This is a genomic window from Cupriavidus sp. FW305-F7 (assembly GCF_058782875.1).
The window spans coordinates 1-23,870 of the sequence record NZ_JBYSYC010000073.1 but is presented as its reverse complement, the minus strand read 5'-3'; the positions used below and the strand labels follow the sequence as shown (position 1 = coordinate 23,870).

At 62.6% G+C, this 23,870-nt stretch carries 22 protein-coding genes and 2 pseudogenes; 11 read left to right on the top strand and 13 right to left on the bottom strand.

All coding sequences use genetic code 11. From position 1 onward, the window contains the following. The coding region (locus tag AC3WL8_RS37515; protein WP_492380006.1) for a LysR family transcriptional regulator at nucleotides 1-215 on the bottom strand (215 nt) is incomplete at its 3' end. 161 nt (nucleotides 216-376) lie between these two features. On the opposite strand from AC3WL8_RS37515, the gene AC3WL8_RS37510 reads away from it, so the two are divergent. The 6 genes from AC3WL8_RS37510 to AC3WL8_RS37485 all read left to right on the top strand — a co-directional run bounded on the left by AC3WL8_RS37510 (nucleotide 377) and on the right by AC3WL8_RS37485 (nucleotide 7,534). Next, nucleotides 377-1,663, top strand: a complete 1,287-nt coding sequence (locus AC3WL8_RS37510) for an MFS transporter (RefSeq protein ID WP_211979626.1) — start codon at nucleotides 377-379, stop codon at nucleotides 1,661-1,663. A gap of 12 nt (nucleotides 1,664-1,675) precedes the next feature. Next, nucleotides 1,676-2,425, top strand: coding sequence for a creatininase family protein (locus AC3WL8_RS37505; RefSeq protein ID WP_013952076.1), 750 nt, complete (start codon nucleotides 1,676-1,678; stop codon nucleotides 2,423-2,425). A 77-nt stretch (nucleotides 2,426-2,502) separates the two neighbouring features. Beyond that, a complete protein-coding gene (locus tag AC3WL8_RS37500) occupies nucleotides 2,503-2,967 on the top strand; it encodes a RidA family protein (RefSeq protein ID WP_041228535.1) in 465 nt (154 codons plus the stop codon). Nucleotides 2,968-3,081: 114 nt separating this feature from the next. Then, a complete protein-coding gene (locus AC3WL8_RS37495) occupies nucleotides 3,082-4,356 on the top strand; it encodes a M20 family metallo-hydrolase (RefSeq protein ID WP_211979624.1) in 1,275 nt (424 codons plus the stop codon). A 191-nt stretch (nucleotides 4,357-4,547) separates the two neighbouring features. Further along, a complete protein-coding gene (locus AC3WL8_RS37490) occupies nucleotides 4,548-5,891 on the top strand; it encodes an MFS transporter (protein WP_013952073.1) in 1,344 nt (447 codons plus the stop codon). Nucleotides 5,892-6,052: 161 nt separating this feature from the next. Further along, nucleotides 6,053-7,534 carry an amidase gene (locus tag AC3WL8_RS37485; RefSeq protein ID WP_041228786.1) on the top strand — a complete coding sequence of 494 codons (1,482 nt, stop codon included), beginning with the start codon at nucleotides 6,053-6,055 and terminating at the stop codon, nucleotides 7,532-7,534. 311 nt (nucleotides 7,535-7,845) lie between these two features. On the opposite strand, the gene AC3WL8_RS37480 is transcribed toward AC3WL8_RS37485, so the two are convergent. Together AC3WL8_RS37480 and AC3WL8_RS37475 are read right to left on the bottom strand one after the other, a co-directional pair. Then, on the bottom strand, nucleotides 7,846-8,307 hold the full coding sequence (locus tag AC3WL8_RS37480; RefSeq protein WP_153954757.1) for a DUF6130 family protein: 462 nt from the start codon (nucleotides 8,305-8,307) through the stop codon (nucleotides 7,846-7,848). Nucleotides 8,308-8,549: 242 nt separating this feature from the next. Then, nucleotides 8,550-9,038 (bottom strand): annotated as a pseudogene (locus AC3WL8_RS37475) (IS3 family transposase); the annotation flags it as partial. 275 nt (nucleotides 9,039-9,313) lie between these two features. On the opposite strand from AC3WL8_RS37475, the gene AC3WL8_RS37470 reads away from it, so the two are divergent. Next, nucleotides 9,314-10,978 (top strand): ABC-F family ATP-binding cassette domain-containing protein, encoded by a 1,665-nt coding sequence (locus AC3WL8_RS37470; protein ID WP_013952069.1) that lies wholly within the window; start codon nucleotides 9,314-9,316, stop codon nucleotides 10,976-10,978. 33 nt (nucleotides 10,979-11,011) lie between these two features. Here AC3WL8_RS37470 and AC3WL8_RS37465 read toward each other — a convergent pair whose 3' ends face one another. The 4 genes from AC3WL8_RS37465 to AC3WL8_RS37450 all read right to left on the bottom strand — a co-directional run bounded on the left by AC3WL8_RS37465 (nucleotide 11,012) and on the right by AC3WL8_RS37450 (nucleotide 14,432). Then, nucleotides 11,012-11,893 (bottom strand): NmrA family NAD(P)-binding protein, encoded by an 882-nt coding sequence (locus AC3WL8_RS37465; RefSeq protein WP_211979622.1) that lies wholly within the window; start codon nucleotides 11,891-11,893, stop codon nucleotides 11,012-11,014. A gap of 34 nt (nucleotides 11,894-11,927) precedes the next feature. Beyond that, complete coding sequence (locus AC3WL8_RS37460) at nucleotides 11,928-12,500, bottom strand: TetR/AcrR family transcriptional regulator (RefSeq protein ID WP_041228534.1); 573 nt, start codon at nucleotides 12,498-12,500, stop codon at nucleotides 11,928-11,930. A 180-nt stretch (nucleotides 12,501-12,680) separates the two neighbouring features. Next, nucleotides 12,681-13,295, bottom strand: coding sequence for a glutathione S-transferase family protein (locus AC3WL8_RS37455; RefSeq protein ID WP_249221161.1), 615 nt, complete (start codon nucleotides 13,293-13,295; stop codon nucleotides 12,681-12,683). 249 nt (nucleotides 13,296-13,544) lie between these two features. Next, the gene (locus AC3WL8_RS37450; protein WP_041228532.1) at nucleotides 13,545-14,432 is read right to left on the bottom strand and encodes a LysR substrate-binding domain-containing protein; all 888 of its coding nucleotides are present in this window, start codon (nucleotides 14,430-14,432) and stop codon (nucleotides 13,545-13,547) included. 135 nt (nucleotides 14,433-14,567) lie between these two features. Between AC3WL8_RS37450 and AC3WL8_RS37445 the strand changes: the two genes are divergently transcribed. After that, on the top strand, nucleotides 14,568-15,557 hold the full coding sequence (locus tag AC3WL8_RS37445; protein WP_492380005.1) for an SLAC1 anion channel family protein: 990 nt from the start codon (nucleotides 14,568-14,570) through the stop codon (nucleotides 15,555-15,557). 21 nt (nucleotides 15,558-15,578) lie between these two features. On the opposite strand, the gene AC3WL8_RS37440 is transcribed toward AC3WL8_RS37445, so the two are convergent. After that, entirely contained in the window at nucleotides 15,579-16,847 is a 1,269-nt protein-coding gene (locus AC3WL8_RS37440; RefSeq protein WP_211979620.1) for an MFS transporter, read from the bottom strand. 108 nt (nucleotides 16,848-16,955) lie between these two features. On the opposite strand from AC3WL8_RS37440, the gene AC3WL8_RS37435 reads away from it, so the two are divergent. Next, nucleotides 16,956-17,843 (top strand): LysR substrate-binding domain-containing protein, encoded by an 888-nt coding sequence (locus AC3WL8_RS37435; RefSeq protein ID WP_211979619.1) that lies wholly within the window; start codon nucleotides 16,956-16,958, stop codon nucleotides 17,841-17,843. A gap of 105 nt (nucleotides 17,844-17,948) precedes the next feature. Here the strand turns inward: AC3WL8_RS37435 and AC3WL8_RS37430 are convergent, their stop codons facing one another. Further along, nucleotides 17,949-18,125 carry a hypothetical protein gene (locus AC3WL8_RS37430; protein ID WP_211979618.1) on the bottom strand — a complete coding sequence of 59 codons (177 nt, stop codon included), beginning with the start codon at nucleotides 18,123-18,125 and terminating at the stop codon, nucleotides 17,949-17,951. Nucleotides 18,126-18,252: 127 nt separating this feature from the next. Continuing rightward, complete coding sequence (locus AC3WL8_RS37425) at nucleotides 18,253-19,137, bottom strand: LysR family transcriptional regulator (protein WP_013952059.1); 885 nt, start codon at nucleotides 19,135-19,137, stop codon at nucleotides 18,253-18,255. A 201-nt stretch (nucleotides 19,138-19,338) separates the two neighbouring features. Between AC3WL8_RS37425 and argC the strand changes: the two genes are divergently transcribed. Beyond that, nucleotides 19,339-20,292, top strand: coding sequence for an N-acetyl-gamma-glutamyl-phosphate reductase (gene argC, locus AC3WL8_RS37420; RefSeq protein WP_211979617.1), 954 nt, complete (start codon nucleotides 19,339-19,341; stop codon nucleotides 20,290-20,292). A gap of 280 nt (nucleotides 20,293-20,572) precedes the next feature. On the opposite strand, the gene AC3WL8_RS37415 is transcribed toward argC, so the two are convergent. After that, nucleotides 20,573-21,538, bottom strand: a complete 966-nt coding sequence (locus tag AC3WL8_RS37415; protein ID WP_211979616.1) for a Bug family tripartite tricarboxylate transporter substrate binding protein — start codon at nucleotides 21,536-21,538, stop codon at nucleotides 20,573-20,575. Between the two features lie 32 nt (nucleotides 21,539-21,570). After that, a complete protein-coding gene (locus AC3WL8_RS37410) occupies nucleotides 21,571-22,551 on the bottom strand; it encodes an amidohydrolase family protein (RefSeq protein WP_492380004.1) in 981 nt (326 codons plus the stop codon). A 23-nt stretch (nucleotides 22,552-22,574) separates the two neighbouring features. Between AC3WL8_RS37410 and AC3WL8_RS37405 the strand changes: the two genes are divergently transcribed. After that, entirely contained in the window at nucleotides 22,575-22,769 is a 195-nt protein-coding gene (locus AC3WL8_RS37405) for a hypothetical protein (protein ID WP_492380003.1), read from the top strand. Here the strand turns inward: AC3WL8_RS37405 and AC3WL8_RS37400 are convergent. Further along, nucleotides 22,741-23,772 (bottom strand): annotated as a pseudogene (locus AC3WL8_RS37400) (IS110 family transposase); the annotation flags it as partial. The gene AC3WL8_RS37405 and the pseudogene AC3WL8_RS37400 overlap by 29 nt on opposite strands. Nucleotides 23,773-23,870 lie beyond the last annotated feature (98 nt).

Sequence of the window (23,870 nt, the reverse complement as noted above, 5' to 3'; positions counted from 1 at the left end):
CGCCAGAACTCAAGCAGATGCGCGGCGGCCTCGGTCGGCCTGACGCCACGCGCCTGTCGCTCGAACAGCGTCGTGCCAAGTTCGTCCTCGAGCAACCGGATCTGCCGGGTGATCACCGATGGCGATGTGTTGAGACTCTCCGCAGCCCCGCGAATGGTGCCTTGCTCAAGCACTTCGCGGAAGTAGCGCAGCCGCTGCTGATTGATTTCACGCATGTCGAATCATCCACTTGGCCAATGACAGACTCACACCATACCCGATGCGTTGCCCGGAAGACAACGAAGTGTGGACATGGTTGCTGTTGGTGATTGCCCTTGCCGCTGCCACTATCCGATCCATCCACGCGGTACCCACATAAAAGACATTGGAGACAGGCATGCTGGTGATCCCGAGCGAAAGCGCAGTAGACGGCGCCTCAACCCTCTACAACAAGATCAACTGGCGACTTCTGCCCTTCCTGCTGATCTGCTACCTGTTCGCCTACCTCGATCGCGTCAACATCGGCTTTGCGAAGCTTCAGATGCAAGGCGACCTCGGCTTCTCCGATGCCGCATATGGCGTGGGCGCGGGGATCTTCTTTATCGGCTACGTGCTGTTCGAGATACCGAGCAACCTGATGCTGCCGCGCATCGGCGCACGCAAGACCTTCAGCCGCATCCTCGTGCTCTGGGGCATCACCTCGGCCTGCATGCTGTTCGTGCGCAACGTGCCGATGTTCTACGCCATGCGTTTCCTGCTCGGCATCTTCGAAGCAGGCTTTGCCCCGGGCATGATCTACTACCTGTCCTGCTGGTACGGGCCTCAGCGCATGGCGCGCGCCATTGCGATCGTGTTCCTTGCCGGCCCGCTCGGCGGCATTGTCGGCGGCCCGGTCTCGGCATGGCTGATCACCGCGCTGTCAGGCACCGGTGGCCTGGCCGGCTGGCAATGGATGTTCCTGGTCGAAGGCCTGCCCTGCATCGTGCTCGGCGCGCTCGCCCTGTATTTCGTGCCAAACCGTCCCGCCGACGCCGCCTGGCTGACCGAGCAGGAAAAACGCCAGCTCGCCAACGAAATCGGATCCAGCGCGGCGCACAATCATTCCTTCCTGGCCGTGGCTCGCGATGTCCGGGTCTATGTGCTGGCCCTGGCGTACTTCTGCATCATCGCCGCGATCTATGCGATCAGCTTCTGGCTGCCGACCTTCATCAAGGCCCAGGGCGTGAACGACACCGTGCAACTCGGCTGGTACTCGGCCCTGCCCTATGTCGCCGCGGCCTTCGGCATGTACTACATGGGCCGCCGCTCGGACCGGGTCGGGGAGCGCCGTTTCCACAGTGCCGTGCCCGCAACCGTAGGCGGATTGCTGCTCGCTGCGTCCATCCTCGTCGACGGCAATCTTGCGGCATCGCTAGTGTTGCTCACGCTCGGTACCTGCGCGCTGTGGATGGCCTACACGGTGTTCTGGGCCATGCCCTCCGAATACATCAAGGGCCCGGCGGCTGCAGGCGGCATCGCACTGATCAACACGATCGGGCTATCGGGCGGCTTCTGGGGCCCGGCCATCATCGGGTGGGCCAAGACCGCCACCGGCAACCTTCACCTCGGTGTGCTGATCCTGGCCGCGCTGCCAATCATCGCCGCACTGATCATCCTCGCCAACAAGCTTCCCGCGAAGCGGTAACAAGGAGTCGTCATGCTTCTACATCTCTCCACCTGGTCCGAAATCGAGCAGTTCCTCAAGCGCAGCCGCACGATCGTCGTGCCGATAGGCTCCAACGAACAGCACGGTCCCACAGGGCTGCTGGGCACGGACTGGCTCTGTCCCGAAATCATTGCGCGTGAAGCGGAAAAATCCGCCGATATCCTCGTGGCCCCCACGTTTAACATCGGCATGGCGCAGCATCACCTCGGCTTTCCCGGCACCATCTCGCTGCGCCCGTCCACATTCATCGCCGCGATCGGCGACTGGACCCGCTCGCTGGTGGTACATGGTTTCGAAAAAATCCTGTTCCTGAACGGCCATGGCGGCAATGTCTCGTCGATCGATGCCGCGTTCTCCGAGTTGTACGCCGAAGCAAGCTTTGCGCGTCGTCGTGCCGGCTTCGCACTGAAGCTCTGCAACTGGTGGGATCTCGCAGGGGTGGGCGAACTGGCACGAGACCAGTTCCCGACCGGCCACGGCGCGCATGCTACGCCTTCGGAAATTGCTATCACGCAGTACGCCTTCCCCGATTCGATCAAGTCGGCCGACTATGCGCCGCCCATTGCCCCGACCGGCCCGATCCGCGAAGCCCTCGACTTCCGTGCCCGCTTCCCGGACGGACGCATCGGTTCCGATCCAGGCCTGGCAACGCGCGAGAAAGGCCGCGCACTGGTCGAACTGGCCGCGCAGTCCCTGGCGCGCGAACTCGAAGCCTTCGGCCGCGAGCCGATGCCGGACTGAAACCGGTCTGCTGGCGCCACATGACTCGCGATGACTCCCCGTGGCGCCAGCCATATTGCCCTCCATCGACAAACATCATGCAATCACACGATATCCACCAAAGACTGAAAGCACTCGACATCGAGCTGTCCCCTGCAGGCGCGCCGGCTGCCGCATACGTAATGAGTGCGCAGAGCGGCAACCTTGTCTACCTCTCCGGCCACATTGCGAAGAAGAACGGCAACGTGTGGGTTGGCAAGCTCGGCGCCACGATGTCGACGGACGAGGGACGCGCCGCGGCCCGTGCGGTCGCGATCGATCTGCTGTCGACGCTTCAGGCCCACACCGGCGATCTGAATCGCGTCAAACGCATCGTCAAGGTCATGAGCCTGGTCAATTCAACGCCCGACTTCACCGGGCAGCATCTGGTCACCAACGGCGCATCGGAGCTGTTCGTCGACGTGTTCGGCGATGCCGGTAAGCATGCGCGGTCGGCATTCGGTGTCGCGCAGATTCCGCTGGGGGCCTGCGTGGAGATCGAAGTCTGCGTCGAACTGGACTGAGGCATCAGATCGAACCAAACAGTGCACGCAGATGAACTCTTAATATCCGCGCGACAACTTTCAACGCGGCAACCCGTTGCTCATGCGAAGCGACGCAACAAGGCAAGTAGCCAGATGAACGCCCCCACTCCTTCCTCCTCTCTTACCCCCGTCGGTCCCCGCATCAACAGCCCGCGGCTCTGGGAACATGTCAACGCCATGGCAAGGATCGGCGCCACGGCCAAAGGCGGCGTCAACCGCCAGGCGCTCACCGCAGAAGACACCCAGGGCAAGATGTTATTGCTCCAGTGGGCATCCAGGCGTGGCTATCAGACCTCGATCGACCCGATCGGCAATCTGTTCATCCGCCGCCCCGGAAGGAATCCGGGCCTCAGCCCGGTATTGACGGGTTCTCATCTTGACTCCCAACCGACCGGAGGCAGGTTCGACGGTGTCTACGGCGTGCTTGCAGGTTTCGAGGTACTCGAGACACTTGACGATCACGGCATGGAGACCGAACGCCCGATCGAGCTCGTTGTGTGGATGAACGAGGAGGGCTCAAGGTTCCCCCCCCCCACGATGGGCTCCGCCGTTGCGGCCGGCGCGCTGCCGCTGACCGATGCATTGGCAATCAAGGACGTCAACGGGATCGATGTGGAAAGCGCATTGACGGCCCAGGTCGCCGAGCTGCCGGTTCTGGAGAAGCGCCCGCTTGGCATGAGCGGCTTTGCCTATATCGAAGCCCACATCGAGCAGGGCCCCGTGCTCGAGAACCAGGCATGCGATGTGGGCATTGTCACGGGCATTCAAGGGCTTCATGCCTACGAGATCCAACTGCTAGGCGCCGAGGCCCACGCGGGCACGACGCCGCTGCGGCATCGCAAAGACGCGTTGGTGGCCGCCACCACGCTCATCGGATGCCTTCGCGCCGCGATAGACGACCCCGAGGATATCCTGCGCTTCACCGTCGGAAGGCTGGAGGTTTATCCGGGATCGCCCAACACCGTGCCAGGCAGGGTGACATTCAATATCGATCTGCGGCATCCCGACCCCGATTCCCTCCTGCGTGCCGGCGAGACGATCCTTCAGCTTTGCTCCGGCGAGATTGAAGGCTGCCCGGTGTCAGCGAAGGTTCTGTTGAGGTCCACACCGATAACGTTCGACGATCGCGTGGTGGCAACCGTGCGCAAAGCTGCTGGTGGTCGGGCCATGAAATTCCTGAACATCGTTTCCGGCGCGACCCACGACGCCAAGTACACCGCACAACATATTCCCACCGGAATGATTTTCGTGCCTTGCGAGAAGGGCATCAGCCACAACGAGGCCGAGAACGCGCGCGAAGTCGATGTCGCGGCTGGGGCGCAGGTCCTCTGCGACGCCATGCTTGCGATCATGTCCGAACCACTATAAGCAGTTCCAACTGCCCACATCGATTTCGGACTGACGGCACACGGGCAGCCATCGGACGCGCGACCACCGCGAAGTGTCGGTCGACACAAAGCGAAGTTGCCATGCAGTAACGCCAAAACCATTTCGACCACGGATGCCGGCGCCGACGCGCACCGTGGCGACGCTATGCACACCAACCAAAGGAGAGGTCTGTGTCTCAGAAGGACCAAATTTCAGGGAGCAGGAGGGACGGTGCGTCCCTCTATCGAAAGGTAGATATACGCCTGCTGCCGCTGCTGTTCATTGGCTTCATGTTCGCTTATCTGGACAGAGTCAATGTAGGCTTTGCGAAGCTTCAGATGCAGAGCGACCTCGGCTTCTCCGACGCCGCCTACGGCATCGGGGCAGGAATATTTTTCGTGGGCTATGTCTTGTTCGAGGTGCCAAGCAATCTCTTGCTGCCCAGGGTTGGCGCCCGGCTTACCTTCAGCCGCATCATGGTGCTCTGGGGTATCACCTCGATGTGCATGGTGTTCGTCAATAGCGTTCCGGTGTTCTACGCCCTGCGCTTTCTGCTGGGCGTCTTCGAAGCCGGCTTCGCGCCGGGCGTCCTCTTCTACCTGTCGCGCTGGTATGGTTCGAGCCGCATCGCCGGCGCAATTTCGATAGTTTGGCTTGCGGGTCCTTTCAGCGGAATTGTTGGAGGTCCGCTGTCGGCGTGGATCATGACGGCTTTCGCCGGTACGGCCAGCCTCGCCGGTTGGCAATGGATGTTTCTCATTGAAGGCGCCCCCACCCTCGTGCTTGGCGTCGCGGCCTACTTTCTGCTGGTCGATGATCCATCCAATGCGAAATGGCTCAACGACACGGAGAAACGCGCGCTGGCTGCGGAAACGAACACGGCTGCAGACCGGCGGCACGAATCGTTTCTCATGGTACTGCGTGATCCCAAGGTGTATGTCCTGGCGGTAGCCTATCTGTGCATCATCGCGCCGATCTACGCCTTGAGCTTCTGGCTGCCGACAATCATCAAATCCGCCGGTGTCACCAGCACACAGACCCTCGGTTGGTATGCGGCCATTCCTTATGTGGCAGCGGCGTTTGCCATCTTCTTCGGCGGCCGCAGCTCCGACAGGCGTCAGGAGCGTCGAATCCACATCGCCCTGCCGGCTGCCATAAGCAGTCTTTGCTTCATTGGCTGGTACCTCGCCGACGGCAATCTCGCAGTGACACTGGTATGCGTTAGCGTCGCCACCGGCCTGATGTGGATGGCCAACATCGTCTTCTGGGCCGTCCCGCCCGCGTACATCAAGGGCAACGCACGAGCGGGAGCCATTGCCCTGATCAATACGATTGGCCTGTCTGGCGGCTTCTTCGGCCCAAGCATCATCGGCTGGTCGAAATCCGTGACCGGCAGCATCTACCCCGGGTTCCTGCTGATGGCAGCGATGTTGCTGATGTGTGCATTCATCATCCTGTTCCTGCGGCTGAAGCCCGGGGGCGATACTGCGCTTCGCCACGAGTCATTGCCGGCCAGTGTGGGTCAAGCTAAGTAAGCTCCTCTGGCCATTGATCACACATGCCTGTAGGCACTCGACTATGAAGTCCCCGGGGGGCCATGCGGGACAAACGTCTTTCGTTGCCTGCGGTCAGACCAGACAGGTGCGCAGCCCTTGCGATGCGCGCCCTCCCGATGTCCCTGAATGAGAACGTCCACATGAAGCTCGCCGAATACACCGCCCTTGACGGCATGGGGCTGCATCATCTCATCGCCACGCGAGAAGTGACCGCAATGGAAGTGGCGCAAGCCGCATTGGCTGCCATCGAGGCCGTCAATCCCCAGGTAAATGCTGTGCTCGATTACTGGCCCGAAGAGGTGGAGATACAGTCAGCTGGCATCGTGAGCGCCGATCCGAGACCGCTCGGCGGCGTGCCGTTTCTCCTCAAGGATCTCGGCGTCACCATGCAGGGACGCAGGAGCGAAATGTGCAGTCGCCTGGCGATGGGAACCGTCGCAAAGGAAGACTCGTACGTGATGACGAGCTTCCGTCAGGCAGGCCTGATTACGCTCGGGCGAACTGCCATGCCGGAACTGGCAGTTAGCACGACGACGGAACCCGTGCTGTACGGCCCGACGAGAAATCCCTGGAGTCTGCAGCATGGCGCGGGCGGATCGAGCGGCGGTGCAGGAGCGGCGGTGGCCGCCGGTATCGTTCCGATTGCGCATGCGACGGACGGAGGCGGATCGATACGGGTGCCGGCCTCCTGCAACGGGCTGTTCGGTCTGAAGCCGACCAGGGGACGCGTGTCGAACGGGCCCCACGTGGACGAAGTATGGAATGGTCTGGGCGTGCATTTTGCCGTGAGTCGAACTGTGCGCGACAGTGCAGCGCTGCTTGATGGCATCCACGGCGGCGGCGTGGGCGAGCCCTACTACATTGCCCCACCCAAAGACAGCTATCTGTCGGAGATCCGGCAGCAGCCGGGAAACCTGAAGATCGGGTTCATGATGAATCCATTCAGTGCCGCGCGTGCTGACACGGGGGTTGCTGATGCCTTGAGCAAGGTGGCCAGGACACTCGAGTCCTTGGGTCATCATGTCCATGAAGTAGCGCCAGACTTGGGTGTGAGCTGGGACGCCTTTGTGCAATGCAACGCGAAAATCTGGGCTGCCAACGCAGCGCTCCGGATCAACGGCATTGCCGCAGCCACCGGACGAACTGTGGATGAAAAACACCTTGAACCTGCAACGCTCGCGCTCTATCGATACGGCATTGAGATTGGCGCCGTAGAGCTCCTGTCGGCATTGCAGGTCAGAAATACGGTCACACGGGCGCTGGGTCGGTTCTTCGGCGACTACGACATTCTGCTGACACCGACGTTACCCGGACTTCCGCCTCGGATTGGTGAATACAACCGGGTGGAAACATCGGTCGATGGGCTTGGCTGGATCGCGCACGTTTTTAGCCAGTCACCGTTTACCGCGTTATCGAACGTGACGGGAACGCCAGCAATGTCAGTGCCGCTTTCCATCGACCCTCAAGCGGATCTGCCAATCGGCTCGCATTTTATGTCTGGCTTCGGGCGGGAGGACACGCTGTTCCGTCTGGCCGCACAATTGGAAGCGGCATGTCCTTGGCGCGAACGGCGGCCACCGGTATGGGCAGGATCAATCGTCAACAAGACGTCGAAACAGTAGCAGCCGCTATCCTGGCACCAAGTGGCGGAATCACAGCAGTGCATGCGGCGGCGCCGTCAACACCCATCAGGATTCCATGGGTCGCGCATGTGCGCTTGGCGTGCTCGCTGACTCGGGCTCTAAAGCGCGATGCATGGCTTGGCAACCCGTAAGCATCTTCGTTGCAAGGGCGCTGGGGCGGTTTCGGCCTGAGCGCCATCAGAACAATGGAGATGGAGCTCGCGGCTGAGAGTTTACGTTAGGTGAATTAAAGCAGATTCGTCATTGAAGCAGTCCGCGCGCCCGCCTGAGAGAGGCGGGCGCGCAATACATCAATGCTCATGCGGTTTCGAAACTCTCAGATCTGGGACCGTGACGGCGACCACCTCGGTAGCCAGGATCTTGTGGCTCGGATCAGCCAACTCTAGCCGAAGCTTGTGCGGCCCCGGCGTGAGCCCGACGACGATGATCGGGTCTTCACTGGTATGTGCCCAAGTGCCACGAACGTCGTCCACTGTTACGTGCAAATGCCCGATGCGTGGCGAGATATCGACTGCTGGCTTGCCAAATACCGGCATGACGCGGAAATTCTCCGTCCGGAATTGGACGATGACTACGCCGCGCGCAAGCGGCTCGGCAAGTGCCGGGTACGCTATCAGCTTGGGCGCTGGCTCGCCGCTGAGCGGAAGAATGGCAGGTGGCCGCACGGCATCCTGTGCTGTTTGCGCGGATGCGCCAATGCAGAGTGTCGCCGCAATCGCGGCCGTCGAAAGGTATTTCAGGTTGGAGCGCATGACATATCCTTTTTCGCAGATGGGTTGCCTCGATGCGCGGGCCATGCAGAGCGATCGCGCGCAGTTTGAGGACAGTCTCCACATTTCATCACACGCCGGTCGACCGTTGTGGTGATGTTGTATGGGAAGGTATCGCTTGCCATTCCTGATACATAGCAATACACCATTCGTCGGTATTCCTGCCGGCAGGCTTCAAGTTGAACTGAGCTTCCCTCTGTTTTTGGCCTTCCAGAGGCCGCCGGTTATGCAGCCGCATCCTCGGTCTGTTGAGCCTTGAGCCAGTTTTGCAGGAACTGAACCGGTGATACAAAGCCCAGCGATGAATGACGGCGATTGCGGCTATAGAACACTTCGATGTATTCGAACAAGTCCGCCATTGCTTCCTGGTGCGTTCGGTAGCGCGTGGCGTGTACTCGCTCGTTCTTCAGGCTATTGAAGAAGCTCTCCGTAGGGGCGTTGTCCTGACAATTTCCTTTGCGGCTCATCGAGCAGCGCATGCCATATTCCGCCAGCACCTGGTTCGGCGCCGTCGGCGTGAAGCTGCGTGCCAGTAGATTCTCTGCAACGGGCAGCTTGTGCTTCGAGTCCGTCGTCACCTTGTAGCGCCGTTTGTGCCGGGCCCGGATGCCGTTGTCGCGCATGAGCCGCTCAACCCGCTCTTTGCTGGCCGGAAATCCACTTGCGACGAAGTCATGCACATACTGGGCCGCCGCCAAGCCACCAGACACTTCTAGCTCATAGTCGTGGCGGCGCAGCAGGAAATCAGGCCCAAAGTAGAAATCCTGAACGGCACTGTGGCTGGCGATAGCCGGGGGGAACTTCGCACGCAGAACCCGCCAGATTTCACCGTACTCGGCCGGAACGCCGGGTGCGCCAGGGACTGCCTCGCCTTGTGGCCGGTGTGCGCCGCAAAGCGCAAACGGCTCTTCACGCGCGCGGCCAAAAAAAGAGACAGCCCTGCACGTCCGGTCGGCTATCATGCGAATCCTCTCTGAAGTAGCTCCCTATGATTTCCGTCCGTAATGTCACGCTGCGTCGCGGCGTCAATGTCGTACTCGACCGCGCGTCCGTCACCTTCAACCCCGGCGAAAAGATTGGCCTTGTCGGCCGAAATGGCGCCGGCAAGTCATCCTTCTTCGGCCTTCTCAACGGCACGCTGCACGAAGACAGCGGCGAGTTCTCGATTCCCGCTGCATGGAAGATGGGCCAGGTCGCGCAGGAGATGCCGGAGACCGAGCAGAGCGCGACCGACTTCGTAGTCGAGGGGGATACCGTGCTGTTGGCCGCGCAGGCCGAAGTAGCCGCCGCCGAGGTCAGCGACGACGGTATGCGCATGGCGCACGCCTACATGGACCTGCACGACGCCGGTGCGCACGATGCCCCCGCACGTGCCCAAGCGCTGATCCTCGGCCTTGGCTTCAGTGCTGCGCAGCTTAGTCAGCCGGTCAACAGTTTCTCTGGCGGCTGGCGCATGCGACTGCAACTGGCACGCGCGCTCATGTGCCCGTCGAACCTGCTGCTGCTCGACGAGCCGACCAATCACCTCGACCTCGACGCGCTGGTCTGGCTGGAAGCCTGGCTCAAGCGCTATCAAGGAACCCTGGTAGTGATCAGCCACGACCGCGAATTCCTCGACGCGGTGACGCAGGTGACGGTGCACGTCGACAACGCCAAGCTCGTGCGTTATGGCGGCAACTACAGCAAGTTCGAAGACATGCGCGCTGAGCAACTCGTACTGCAGCAGGCCGCGATGGCCAAGCAGGCGGACAAGATCGCCCACCTGCAGAAATTCATCGACCGTTTCAAGGCCAAGGCCTCGAAGGCGAAGCAGGCGCAGAGCCGGGTCAAGGCGCTCGAACGCATGGAGAAGATCGCACCGGTACTTGCCGACGCAGAGTTCAACTTCGAGTTCAAGGAGCCGCTCAACGTTCCGAACCCGCTGTTGTCGATGCTGGACGCGAGCTTCGGCTACCCGGCGCCGACCGGCGCGCTGCCGGGCACGCCGCCCACGGTCATCGTGCGGGGCATCAACCGTTCCGTGCTGGCCGGGCAGCGCATCGGCATTCTCGGTGCCAACGGCCAAGGCAAGTCCACGCTGGTGAAGACGGTGGCGCACGCGCTGGCGCCGATTGCCGGCGAAATCAGCGAAGGCAAAGGCCTGAATATCGGCTACTTCGCACAGCAGGAACTCGACGTGCTGCGCCCGCTCGACACGCCGATGGAACACATGATCCGCCTTGCCAAGGACACGCCGGCGCACATGCGCGCTCCCGGCCAGAGTGGCACCGAACAATCGCTTCGCACCTTCCTCGGCACCTTCAACTTCAGTGGCGACATGGTCCATCAGGCGGTTAGCACGATGAGCGGCGGCGAGAAGGCGCGGCTCGTGTTGTGCATGATCGTGTGGCAGCGTCCTAACCTGCTGCTGCTCGACGAGCCTACCAACCACCTCGACCTGGCCACCCGCGAAGCGCTAGGCATGGCGCTCAACGAATTCGAAGGCACAGTGATGCTGGTCAGTCACGACCGGGCCCTGCTGCGCGCCGTATGTGACGAGTTCTGGCTGGTCACCAAGGGCGGCGTCGAGCCCTTCGACGGCGATCTGGACGATTACCAGCAGTTCCTGCGCGATGAAGCCCGTCGCATGCGCGAGCAGGCGCCCACACAATGAATGGATTGTGTGGGCTCCAGCTCCGGGTCGAGTTTATGCTTCGAAGACCTCGCGATTGGCCTCTACAAATTCAGCGACCGTCTGCGGCGCCTTGCCCGTGATCTCCTTGATGACGCCGTCAGTACCGGAGAAGATGCCGTTCTGATAGTCGACCGCGGTAGCCAGGAAATGCTGGATCACGAATTCCGGCAGGTTGTACTTCTCCAGATGCTCACGATATTGCTCAAGGGTCGACGGCGCATAGGTGATCTTGCGTCCCAGCACCTTGCCAATCTCATCGGCGATTTCTTGCTGGTTCAGCTCGACAGGACCAAAGAGGGAGTAGGTCTTGCCGATATGATTCGAAGGCTCAGCAAGGATATTTGCGATCAGACGGGCTTGGTCCTCGGCGGCAATCGGTGCATGACGACCGGCACCATAGGGCAACGTGATCTTTCCTTCCTGCACGAGAGGGTCGAGTACCCACGGAAAAGTCAGCCATTCGGAGAAGTAGGTCGGGCGAATATGGACGGCCGGCACACCGGACCAGTCGAGCACGCGCTCGGCGATCCAGTGGTCGCGGGCGGCATGGCTCTCCGAATCGTCCCGCGCCGAGATTTGCGACATCTCGATGACGACGTCTACGCCGGCGCGCTTTGCGGCATCGGCAAAGTATGAGGTGGCCTGAATGTAGCCCGGGCGAACCGGATAGCAGAGATACGCTCCCGCAACGCCTTCCATGGCGCGAATCACGTCGTCATGCTCGAGAAGGTCACCCACGAAGATCTCGGCGCCTTCATTGCGCAGCGCAGCGCTGCGCTCATCTTCCTGGTGTACGAACGCGCGAACCGCGTGCCCAGCGTTGAGCAGAAATCGGGTGGTGTAGATCCCGGTCTTGCCGGTGGCGCCAGTGATGAGATATTTGCGCCGTTCCATGTATTGCCCCAATCTGTGAATGTGTCCGACAGGTTTACATCGCCCCGAGGTGCTGCTTCACATCCTCCAGAATCGCCGCTGAAGCGTCGGAATCTTCAACGACTCTTGACATCGTTACGGCCCCAATCATGGCCGCCGCTGCGAACACAGCCGAGGACCTTGCCGCCTTTGGCGACTTGCCGTCCATTCGCTTCGCCAGTACATCGACCAGCTCTTCAAAACCTTGCGTGGCTGCCGCCCGCGTCTGCGCATCAGCCCTGGCGAGTTCGCTCCCCATAGCCGCCAGCGGACATCCGCCTGTCCGTGTGTCGCGGTGGTGCTCAGACACATAGGCATTGACGACGGCGGCAAATCCGTTGTCCGCATCGCTATCTCGCGCGGCGGCTTCCAGCCCGTCGATGACCTCGGTCATCGCCTGGGAACACGCTTCTGCGATCAGTTGATCCTTCGAAGAGAAATGCCGATAAAAACCGCCCTGCGTGAGGCCTAACGGCGACATCACGTTGTTCAATCCCGTCGCCTGGATGCCATGGATCCGGAACTCTCGCGCCGCGACCTCCACAATGCGTCGGCGGGTATCCGCTGTTTCAACCTTTGATTTCCGCATCACCTTTCTCCGTACCTTTGTGTGTGGTCGCTAACCATCTTATTTAGATGGTATGTAACATCTAAATGGAAGTCAAGGAAGAGAATTGCGGGGTGCCGGTGGACTTTTCGGCAGAAAAAAGTTACCCCTGCGGCGCTTCTGCTGCGCCGCGGGCAGGAAGATAGGGCCGCAAGTGAATCCTTATTCGAATGCCTTCAGTCCCTTCACTACGGCGGGACGTTGTGCGGCTGTCTGAAACCACCGCATAAGGGCCGGGTGATCCGACCACTGAATATTGCCGCTGAAGGTACTTGCGATGGTGAATGCCGCAATGTCGGCAAGCGAAAACGTATCGCCAGCCATGAACTCTGTCGACGTCAGGAATTGCTCCGCTTCGATGAGTGAGGCTCTTGCCAGTTCATGGATGTGCGAGGCGTGAGCGCCTGCGCCGATCTGCTCAAGCCGGAACGCACAGTGACTTACCGCGATCACGTCAGTCAGAAAATAGAAAAAACGCTCATAGACCTTGGCGCGTGCCACCGGATCGGCGGGCAGGAGCTTGTTCCTGGAGCGCTCGGCCGCAAACAGCATGATGGCATTCGACTGCGTCAACACGAAATTGCCGCCGTTCCGGTACTCGACAAGTACCGGAACCTTGCCGAAAGCATTCAGGACACGATGTTGCTCGCTGCGCTGTTCACCCGCAGCCAGATTGACCCGCGTGACCGTATAGGGGATGTCCGCCTCGTCAAGCGCGATCGCGGCACGGATACAGTTGCCAGTCAATGCTCCATACAGTTCGATCGAACCTTGCATGCGTCCTGCCTCATCCATGCGAGCCTCACACTAGGCTACCGGTAGATACGGGCGTGCCGGCTCAGCGGTCGTCTCCTGAAGCACCAATCGGACGTTCGTCTTCGTTACCAAGTTGTCGACGTCTAATAGTAGTCGGTGGATCTACCGGTCGCTCGTGACAACTCGCCGTCCATGCCCTGGCGTGCCCGGCTCGGTACGCCCGAGGCGGTGACCTGGATATCTGCGGGCCCCGAGCAAAGCATAAGCCCATTAGACGCCTAGTTCCTTCAACCGAGCCTTCAATCGTGGCCCGGCGAAATCAAGAAATGCGCGCAACTTCAGCGGCAGAATCCCCTGTCCAGGGTGAACCAGGCTGATGGGCCACGGCGCTGGCTCGAACGCTTCGAGCGTGGTCTTGACCGCACCGGCACGGATCGCGTCCGCCATCTGGTAGGACAGCACGCGAGTGAGGCCGACCCCGGCCACCGCCGCGTCGATTGCGGCTTCGGCAGTGCTCACGACAAGCCGCGAGCGGATGGGCACCTCCACCTCCGCCTTGCCGGACAGGAAAGTCCAGACTTGCCTGGATGCAATCTGATCCATGGTGATGCATGCATGGCCGGTTAGCTCAAGGGGGTTCGTCGGCGTGCCATGTTCATCGAAGTAGGCTGGGCTCGCGCATACCACCCGACGCGTTGTGCCAATCCGCGTCGCTATGAAACTGCTGTCGGGTAGTTCAGCGATCCGCACTGCGACGTCGACTTGCTCTTCAAGAAGATGCATCACACGGTCGGTCAGCACCATCCGCACATCGATGTCCGGGTAAGTCTTGAGGAATTCCGCGACCACCGGCAACAAGTGCAAGCGTCCGAAGACAATGGGCGCCGTCATGACAAGTTCACCTTTAGGCGCCGCGTATTCCCCCGATGCGGCACGCTCTGCTTCTCCAACTTCATCGAGAATGCGCCGGCACGCGGCGACATAGGACTGTCCGGCTTCTGTGAGCGCAAGTTGCCGGGTGGAGCGATGCAGGAGTCGGGTTTTCAGGTGTGACTCCAGTTCTGCGACCTTGCGGCTGACCGTTGCAAGCGGAATCTCGAGCTGCCGGGCAGCTGCAGAAAAACTGCCTGCGTCGACCACGGCCACCAGAATCGACATGGATTCGAAACGATCGGCCACGTTCTCATTTTTTGGGAGGGTGATTCTTGATGATGGCAGATTATCTTTCTGGGTGGGAGCGCCTACTATCCAGGCATTCCTCGGCGAACGCGTCGAGAGTCTGGAGAATGTGCTGTGTCAACACTATCGAGTACCCAACCGCAGGCTTTGCAACGGAACGCTTCCATCAAAAACTTGCCCGTCAACCTGTTTGCGTCCGTGATGGGCATTGCCGGGCTCTCGATCGCGTGGCGCCAGGCCAGCCAGGAATTTGGGGTAACGCCACTGATATCCGCGGCAGCCGGGATCCTCGCTATCGTCGTGTTCCTGGCGCTGAGCGCGGGGTATCTCGTCAAGGCAACCCAACATCCGGACGCGGTCCGCGGCGAGTTCCGACATCCCGTCGCTGGCAACTTCTTCGGCACGATCACGATCGCTATCCTGCTGCTCTCCTCGGTCGTTGCTCAACTTAGCCAGCCGCTCGCCGAAGTCATCTGGATAGTGGGCACAATTGCGACGATCGCGCTCTGTTTCACGATTGCGAGCCGGCTGCTGCAGGGCAAGATTGACGCTGCACACGCGGTTCCTGCCTGGTTTATCCCCGGGGTCGCCACTTTGGATATCGCGGTTGCAGGTGGAAGCATGCCAATGCCGTGGGCCCATGAAGTCAACATGTTCGCACTGGCCGTTGGGACAATGATTGCCCTCTTGTTCTTTACGATGATCATGTCGCGAATGATTCATCACGAGCCCCTGCCCGCCGGCATGGTTCCTTCCCTGTTGATCCTGATGGCACCCTTCGAAGTGGGCTTTCTCGCCTACACCAACTTTACGCAACGCGTCGACACTTTCTCCGGCTTGCTGTTCTACTTCGGCCTCTTCATATTCCTTACGCTGGCGCCTAAAGTCTTTCGCAAGGGAATTCCGTTCGCTTCCGGTTGGTGGGCCATCAGCTTTCCGATGGCGGCCCTCGCGAGTGCCGCGCTGAAATACTCGATGTTCGCCCAGGCCTGGCCCGTGACGGTGATTGCGATCCTCCTCCTCGCCATGCTGAGCATCGCGATCGTGGTTCTCCTTGTCAGAACCCTGCACATGCTTATAAATGGGAAGCTGCTCGCCGGTTGAAGCAGTGACTGGAAACGTCGGTCAGTTGCTGGGACGATCGCCAGCCCGGGGAAAAAGCGGCCACGCCGTCGCCGCGCAGGCCCCCGCCAGGAGCCAGACGCCGGCCCAGCCGCCGCGATCGAGCAGTAGCGGAATCGCCGCAGGGGCAGCGAAGTACGCGGCAAAGACCAGCGTATTGGCCAGGCCGAGGGCCGTACCCGCCCGCTCCGCGCCCGCCTGCGTCGCCAGTTCGGTGTAGGCAACCCCATGCCAGGCCGAAACCGCGATGCCAGCCAGCACGACCGCGACCATGGTCAGCGTCGCAGGAACACTCTGCCCGACCGCCGCGCAGAGGGCCAGCGGCACGAACATCAGCGCGGCGATCAGCGTGCAATGGCGCAGCCATACACGGCGGTTGCCACGCCGATCGGTATGGCGGCCGCTCCAGATCCGCATCGCCATCGCGCCAAGCTGCACAGCGCAAAGGGTGGCGGCGATGCCCGACACACCCACATGGGCCGCATCGTGCAGGAACACCGAGGCGAAGCTCAAAACCGCGAATTGGGGTGCGCACAGGATGCCGATGGCCACGGCAATGCACCAGACCCGCAGGCTGCGCAACGGGCTGGCATTGTCGTGCGCATGGCGTTGTGCCGACGTGGGGGAAGCGAGATGCGTGGGTTCGTGCAGCCATCGCCAAGTCAGCCAGGCAGAGGCAAAGCAGAGCGCGGCCAGGACTGCGTACACCCAGCGAAAGCCCATGGCAAAAGCCAGCCACGGCAACACGAGCGCTCCTAGCGCGCCGCCCAGGGGCACCGCCGTCTGGCGGATACTCATCGCCAGGCCGCGCTCGCCTTCGGCGAACCATCGCATCACCGCCCGCCCGCTGGCCCCGTTGACGCTGCCGCCCGCCAGTCCCAGCAGCGCCATGCAGGCCATCGCCACCGGCAAGGGCGGCACGCGATCCGGCCTTGGGGCCAGAAACAGTGCCATCACGGCCAGTATGACAGCGGTCGCGCCGAGCCCGTACAGCAGGACGCGACGGTCGCCCCACCGGTCGGCCGCTGCGCCCCATGGCAGTTCGGACAACGCGGCGCCGATGCCCAACGCACCAAGCAGCAGGCCAAGCCCCCCGTTGTCGATCTGATAGGCGCTGCGCAGCCACACCGCGGTGGCGGGCAAACCGTTGGCTGCAGCGATGAAGCTGGCGTTCGCGGCAACGCCGACGCCCAACACTTTCCAGCGATGCGAAGCGGCGGAGGCGGCGAGGGAATTACCACCAGGGCGGGGAAAACAGACGGACTCGGCCACGACGGCCCTCCGATAAGGCAGTTGACAGAGCGTCAGTATTGCAACCAATATTCGTCTTGAAAATCAGAAAGTTTTGGACCAATTGTTTCGTTTTTCCGCACGATTGCCATGGCGTCGAATCTTGATATTGCCGCGCTGCGCAGCTTGATCGCCGGCATCGACCTCGGCAGCTTCGCGCGCGCTGCAGAGCAGGTCGGCCGCTCCACTTCGGCCGTCAGTGCGCAGATTCACAAGCTCGAGGACATGGCCGGCACGCCGCTGTTTCGCAAGGCCGGCAGGACCCTGGAACTCACTGAGGCGGGGAGTCTGCTGCTTGGTTACGCGCGCAGAATGGTTGCCCTGAACGACGAAGCTGCCGCGGCCGTGCGAGGGGTGGACCTGTCCGGCGGCGTGCGATTGGGACTGCAGGAAGAGTTCGGCGAGGCAATGTTGCCAGAGGTGTTGGGGCGGTTTGCGCGAGCACATCCGAAGGTCCGGGTCGAAGCCATGGTGGCGCGCAATCACGATTTGTTCGCCCGCATCCAGGCGCGGACGCTGGATCTCGCGCTGGTCTGGGGTAGCGCGGATGGCGCTCGGACGGCAAGAGAACCCGGCGCCGATATCGCCGTGGTCGGCGAACCACCGATGTGCTGGGTCGGACCGGCTGCGCTGCCGTGGCACATCGTACCTGGCGAGCCGATACCACTGGCGGCGTTCGACCGGCCCTGCCATTTCCACGATGCCGCCACGGCGGCATTGGACCGCGCCGGAATTCCCTGGCGCGTCTCGTTCACCAGCCCCAACCTTGGCGGCCTGTGGGCCGCAGCGGCAGCCGGACTTGGGTTGGTAGTCCGCACGCCCTACGGCTTGCCGGCATCGCTGCGGCAGCTTGGGGCTGCCGAAGGATTGCCGCCGCTCGGCAAGATGCCCCTGATGCTGCTGCGCGCGCCGGGGCCCGCGTCCGAGGTATCACAACGCCTGGCCGACATCATGCTGCAGGCGTTGCGTCCGGTGTGATGGCTTGTCACGCCCTATTGGATCGGCTCCCGGGCAGATCACCACGGCAACGGCGATGCCGCCATCGACGACATCCTGTTCGCTTTCAGCGACGGTTGCAGGTGCCTACTTGCCGCCGACGCCGACCTTGCCGCGCCCGACCTTTCGATGCGGCACACTGGGGCGCAGCCTCTTCCTGGAGTCAGCCGTCAACGTGACGTGCTCCGCAGGGTAGCGGGTCGTCCTGTGCGGCGCGGCCTGATAGGCGGAATGGCCCGGATCGATGCGCTTGATAGCGGACATGACTGACACCTCCTCAGAGGATTCTAGTCCGAAACGGCACGGCGCTTATGCCGCCCGTCGCTAGCAGCCCAGGCTGGCTGCACGCCTACCCTCGGCGCCGCAGCACCGATAGCGCAGGCCAATGGCGCTACCCCGCCCGCAGCGCCCACAGGGCCTCCAGTACGTATTCCGTGGCACGTTCTACCCGTTCCCCGCTGTGCGCCAACCCCAGTCGCCGCCACAACGCCGGCCGCAGCGGCCGCATCACTACGCGCGCATCCGGCGCCGGCGTGGTGACCTCGTGTGGCAGCAGGGCCGCGCCATAGCCGGCCGCCACCAGGCTCTTGATGGCGTCGTTGTAGTTGAGCTGAATACGCGGCGCCGGCCTGTGGCCACCGCTGGCGAACCACTCGGCGGTCAGGCGCGACAGGCGCGTGGTGCCGTCATTCAGGATCAGCGGGCGCGTTGCCAGCCAGGCCGGCGTGATGCGCGCCGGGCAGGGCCAACTCGCTGGCAGGAAAGCCCGTACCGGATCGCGCCGCCAAGGGCGGATGGTCAGCCCCGCCACGCGCGCCTGTGGTAGTGCCACCAGACCGACCTCCAGCGTGCCGGCGGCCAGCCGCGCCAGCGTCTCCTGCGAGGTAAGCACGGCCACCTGCACGTCGATATCGGGATGCCGCTCCGCCAGCATGGCCAGCGCCTGCGGCAGCAGGTGGGCGATGGCCCCGGTCGAGGCGCCGAGGCGCACGCGGCCGGTCAACCCCTGCACCTGACGCTGCACGTCGTCCAGCGCAAGGTCGGCATCGGCCAGCAGGCGGCGGGCGCGATCGACCAGTGTCTCGCCAATGGACGACGGACGCACCTCGCCGCGCCTACGCGTCAGCAGTACCGCACCGACGCGGGCTTCCAGCTCGGCAATGTGAAGGCTGACGGTGGGCGGAGCCAAGTGCAACGCGCGCGCAGCTTCGGCGAAGGAACCCAGATCGGCGATGGCGACGAGGGTACGCAGGCGGTCCAGGCTGATCTCGCGCATGGGGCGGAACTCCGGTTAAGGGCGTATCTGCTGACGAGGATATCGTTCAGGAAACATGAATTTCATCGTCATGAAATTCAACTTCTTCGATTCTATCCGGTGGCGCAAGATGGCGCTTCCTGTAACCGGCCGCACCAACGCAGAGCTGATGCTGCACCGGCCGGGGCCGCCACTTTCACGCCACGTCCAAGGATCCATCCCATGCGCTACCCTCTTGTTTTCATCGACGGCGACCAGGGCACCACCGGCCTGCAGATCCACGAACGCCTCCGCGGACGCGACGATCTGCGCCTGCTGACACTGCCCGCCGGCCAGCGCAAGGATGCGCGCGCGCGCGCCGACGCCATCAACGGCTGCGACATCGCCATCCTGTGCCTGCCGGACTCCGCCGCACGCGAGGCGGTGACGTCCATCGTCAACCCTGCAGTGCGTGTGATCGACTCCAGTTCGGCACACCGCACGCAGCCCGGCTGGACCTACGGCTTTCCGGAGATGGCCGCCGGCCAGGCGCAGCGCATCGCGGGCGCGCTGCGCGTCAGCAATCCGGGCTGCTATCCCACCGGGGCGATCGGCCTGCTGCGCCCCTTGGTGGAGGCCGGCCTGCTGCCGCACGACTACCCCCTCGCCATCCACGCGGTGTCGGGCTATTCGGGTGGCGGCCGCACCGCCGTCGATACCTACGAGGGACCGCAGGCCACCCGGGCCCTGCCCTTCCAGGTCTATGGCCTGGGCCTGGCGCACAAGCACACGCCTGAAATCCAGCAGCACGCGGGCCTGGCACGGCGCCCCGCCTTCGTGCCGGCCTACGGCGCCTTCCGGCAAGGTATCGTACTGACGGTGGCGCTGGAGTTGGACCTGCTGGCATCCGGCACGGACGTCGGCAGGCTGCACGCCTGCCTGCTCGACCACTACGCCGGCGCCCGCCATGTCGAGGTGATGCCGCTAGCCGAATCGGCCGCCGCCACTCACCTCGACCCGCAGGCACTGAACGGCACCAACGCCCTGCGCCTGGGCGTGTTCGCCAACCGCGAGCACGGGCAGGTGCTGTTGGCAGCGGTGTTCGACAACCTCGGCAAGGGTGCTTCGGGGGCGGCAGTGCAGAACCTCGACCTCATGCTGGCCGGGGTGGCGGCGGAGGTTCGCCGGGCCGCCTGAGGCACTACCCAGCGTCGAAATAAGAAGCGGGCCGGCAGCTTCCCGGCTTCCGGCCCGCCTGGTGCGATCGGGTCAATCAGGCGTGATTCGGCGCGTCAGTGAATCTGCATGCCACGCATGGCGTGGATGCGTTCGTGATAATTCTGCATGCCCTCGTACTGACGCAGTAGCACCGAGCGAATTTCCTCTGGCATGTCTCTCGTCAGCGCCGAGCGGTACTCGCGCCTGGCGGCCCTCTTCCTCGCGCTCGCACAACTGCAGCACCGCGTCGACGGCAACGTCACTCGGCCTTGTAGCCCGATGCTTTGATGGGCCGTTCCCAGCGCCTGAGCTCGGCGACCTGGGTCTCGCCGAGTTGCTGCGGGCCGGCGTAGTTCGCATTCGGGCCGATCTCGCGGACGCGCGCCTGGAGATCGGGCGCCTTGAGCACTTCGGCGATCGCGTCGGACAGGCGCTTGACCTTATCGGCCGGCAGGCCTGCCGGGGCGAACAGGCCGACGAAGGCCTCCGCTGTGGCATCGATTCCGGACTCCTTGAGCGTGGGCACGTCGGGCAGCGCCGGCGATCGCGCGTTACCCGTGACCGCGAGGATGCGCAGGCGGCCCGCGCGGTGATGCTCGATGGTCTCCGATATCGTGTCCACCATGATAGGAATCTGTCCGCCCAGCAGATCGGACACCGCCGGCGCGCCGCCCTTGTAGGCCACGTGCGTGAGCGGCACGCCTGAGGCCTGCGACAGCAGCACGCCCGCAAAGTGGGGCACGGTACCCGCGCCCGAAGTGCCGTAGTTGGCGCGGGCCGGGTTGGCCTTGAGCCAGTTCAGCACCGCGCGGATGTCACCGGACGGCGCCACCGGACCCGCCGTCACCGCAAAGTCGAAGGTCACCACACGCGCGATGGGCGTGAAGTCCTTCACCGGGTCGTAGTTGAGGTTATAGAGCCATGGCGAAATCACCAACGCGCCGCTGGGCGAAATTACCAGCGTGTTGCCGTCGGCCGGCGCGCGCTTTACTTCCCCAAGCACCAGCCGACCGCCAGCTCCGGGCTTGTTCTCGACGACCACCTGCTGGCCGAGCGGCAGGCGCAGGCGCTCGGCCAGCAGCCGCGCCACGACATCGACCGAGCCGCCGGGCGCGAAGCCGACCAGCAGCTTGAGGGGCGGCTTGTCCTGGGCGAGGGCGCCCATGGGCAGCACGGCGGCCAGCGCCATGGTTGCAACCCGATTGAAAACGCGTCGCTTCATCATGGTGATGAGTCTCCTTGGTCAGCCGAAGTCGATCAGAAGCCGAATACTCGCTTGGCATTGCCCGAACGCACGGCGTCGCGCTGCGCGGCGGACAGCCGCTCGGTATTGGCGAAGGACCCGCGCGTGTCGTGAACCTGGTGCGGCCAGTCTGTGCCGAACATCACGCGGTCGGCGCCGACGACGGAGATCAGGAACTCCAGCGAAGCCGGACTGTACGAGATGCAGTCGTAGTGGATGTGGCGCAGGTAGTCGATGGGCGTGCGCTGCATCTTGCGCCGCTGGGGGATCTCGACCTCGTGGCCCTTCCCGAAACGGCCGGCCAGGTAGGGCAACGCGCCACCCGCATGCGAGGCGATGATCTTGAGGTTGGGGTATTGGTCGAAGAAGCCCTCGAAGATCATGCGCGTGATGGCGAGCGTGGTGTCGAACATGAAGCCCACGGACCAGCTCAGGTCGAACTTGGTCATGTCCATCAGGTCGGCGCCCGGCGGATCGGTGGGGTGCACCAGCACCGGCAGCGCGCGACGGTCGATTTCGGCCCAGATGGGTGCGAAGGCCGGGTCGGTCAGGCTGCGGCCGGCGATGTTGGCTAGCACCATGACGCCGCTCGCACCGTTGTCGCAGGTGCGCTTGAGCTCGTCGAGCGCGCGCTGCGGGTATTCCCACGGCAGCGAGGTGAACCAGCGCAGCCGGCTCGGGTGAGCCGCCTGCGCCTGCGCCAGCGAATCGTTGGATTCACGCGCCGCTTCGCAGCTGGTTTCCTCGTCGCCCCAGAACACATTGGGGCAAGTCAGCGACATGACTGAGATGTCGATGCCGGCCGCGTCCATGTGCTGGATGCGTAGATCGTAGTCGAAGTGCCCCTTCTGTGGGATGACCACGGGCGTGTCGCCACGGAATACCTCGTGCTGGCCGTCGGGGCGCTGCTGGATGTTGTAGAGGCCGCCCTTGCGCTTGAGCAGCTCCAGCCAAGGTTTTGTGAAGATGTGGGTGTGAACATCGATGACAGGCATCAAGGGGGCTCCTGTGGTGTGGAGTGACGGATGTTCGGCATCTGGGCAAGCGCGCGCTGGACTGGCACGAGCTCGCCACCATGGACTGGGTCCTGCCGCCCGCGGGCACGGCGCTGGGCGCCTCGGTGCTGGACCTGTTCCTGCACGTGGGCGAAGAGCCACCGGTGCCGGCCATCGAAACCCATTCGCTCAAGATCGTGGGCCGCATTGCCCAATGAGTGGCGAACCACGCCTCTTCAAGGCGTTGAGGTACAGGTCTTCGTCGTACCTGGTTCCTGTCTGCCAGCAGCGGTACAGGATACGTATCCATTTGAATGCTAGTGCGCGGACGGCGGCTTGGTACGAACTGCCCTTGGCCCGCTGTTGGCGGTAGTAGGCCCCAGCCCAGGACGATTTGTTGATGGTCTGTCCCGCCCATTCGACGAATGTCTGCCGCAGGAAAGTCGGGCATTGCCAGCGCCAATGCACCCAGCGCTTCTTACCGCTGCGCTCAGTGACTGGCGCAATGCCGGAGTACTTCTGCAGTTCCTCCGCCCCGTTGTAGCGATCACGTTGCTCACCAAACGCGGCTAGCAGCCGCGGCGTCAAATGCGGCCCGGCGCCAGGCAAACTATCAAATAGGTCGAAGTCAGGCAGTGTGCGTGCGATCCTCGCAATCTCCTTGTCGAACACGTCGATCGCTGCGAGCACTTTCCGTAGCTGAGCTACCAACATCAACGCGAGCAAGCGATTGGGTGCGACAACGCCGGGATCGTCCGTCATAGGCATAGCACCCCGGATAGACGCCAAACGCCTCTCGATTAGTTGGGCCCGTCGACAGTTGTGCGCATGGAAGAAGTCTTCGAGGGTCGTCCTCCGCGCGCGTTTGGCTGCTGGCAGCGTGGGCCAGCGAGTGAGGAAATCACAGAACTGTATGGTGTCAATGTCCTCAAACCATTCCAAGGCTTGAGGATAGTACTGCTTCAGAGCATGGGTCAGTCGGTTGGTGAATCGAATCTTATCGCCGACCAGTTCGCGACGCTGCTCAATCAAGCTCAGCAAAGAGCGCATATCAGCGCTCTGCGGATTAAGTGCACTGAACCGATCAGGATGACGAAGCAAAAGGTCAAGTGCCAACTCTGCATCGGTGGGATCGTCCTTGGCTCGGCTCGGTTTGAACGCCTCGCGGTACTTTGCGAGCATTGAGGGGTTGATCGGAAACAGCGTCAAGAATGAATGTCTGGGCGGCGACAATCATTTTGTCCGGCCGTGTTGCCTCACGAAGGAATGTTACCTGACGAATTGTTGTCGTTTCGCTTTCTTTCTTCTCTTCTTTCGTG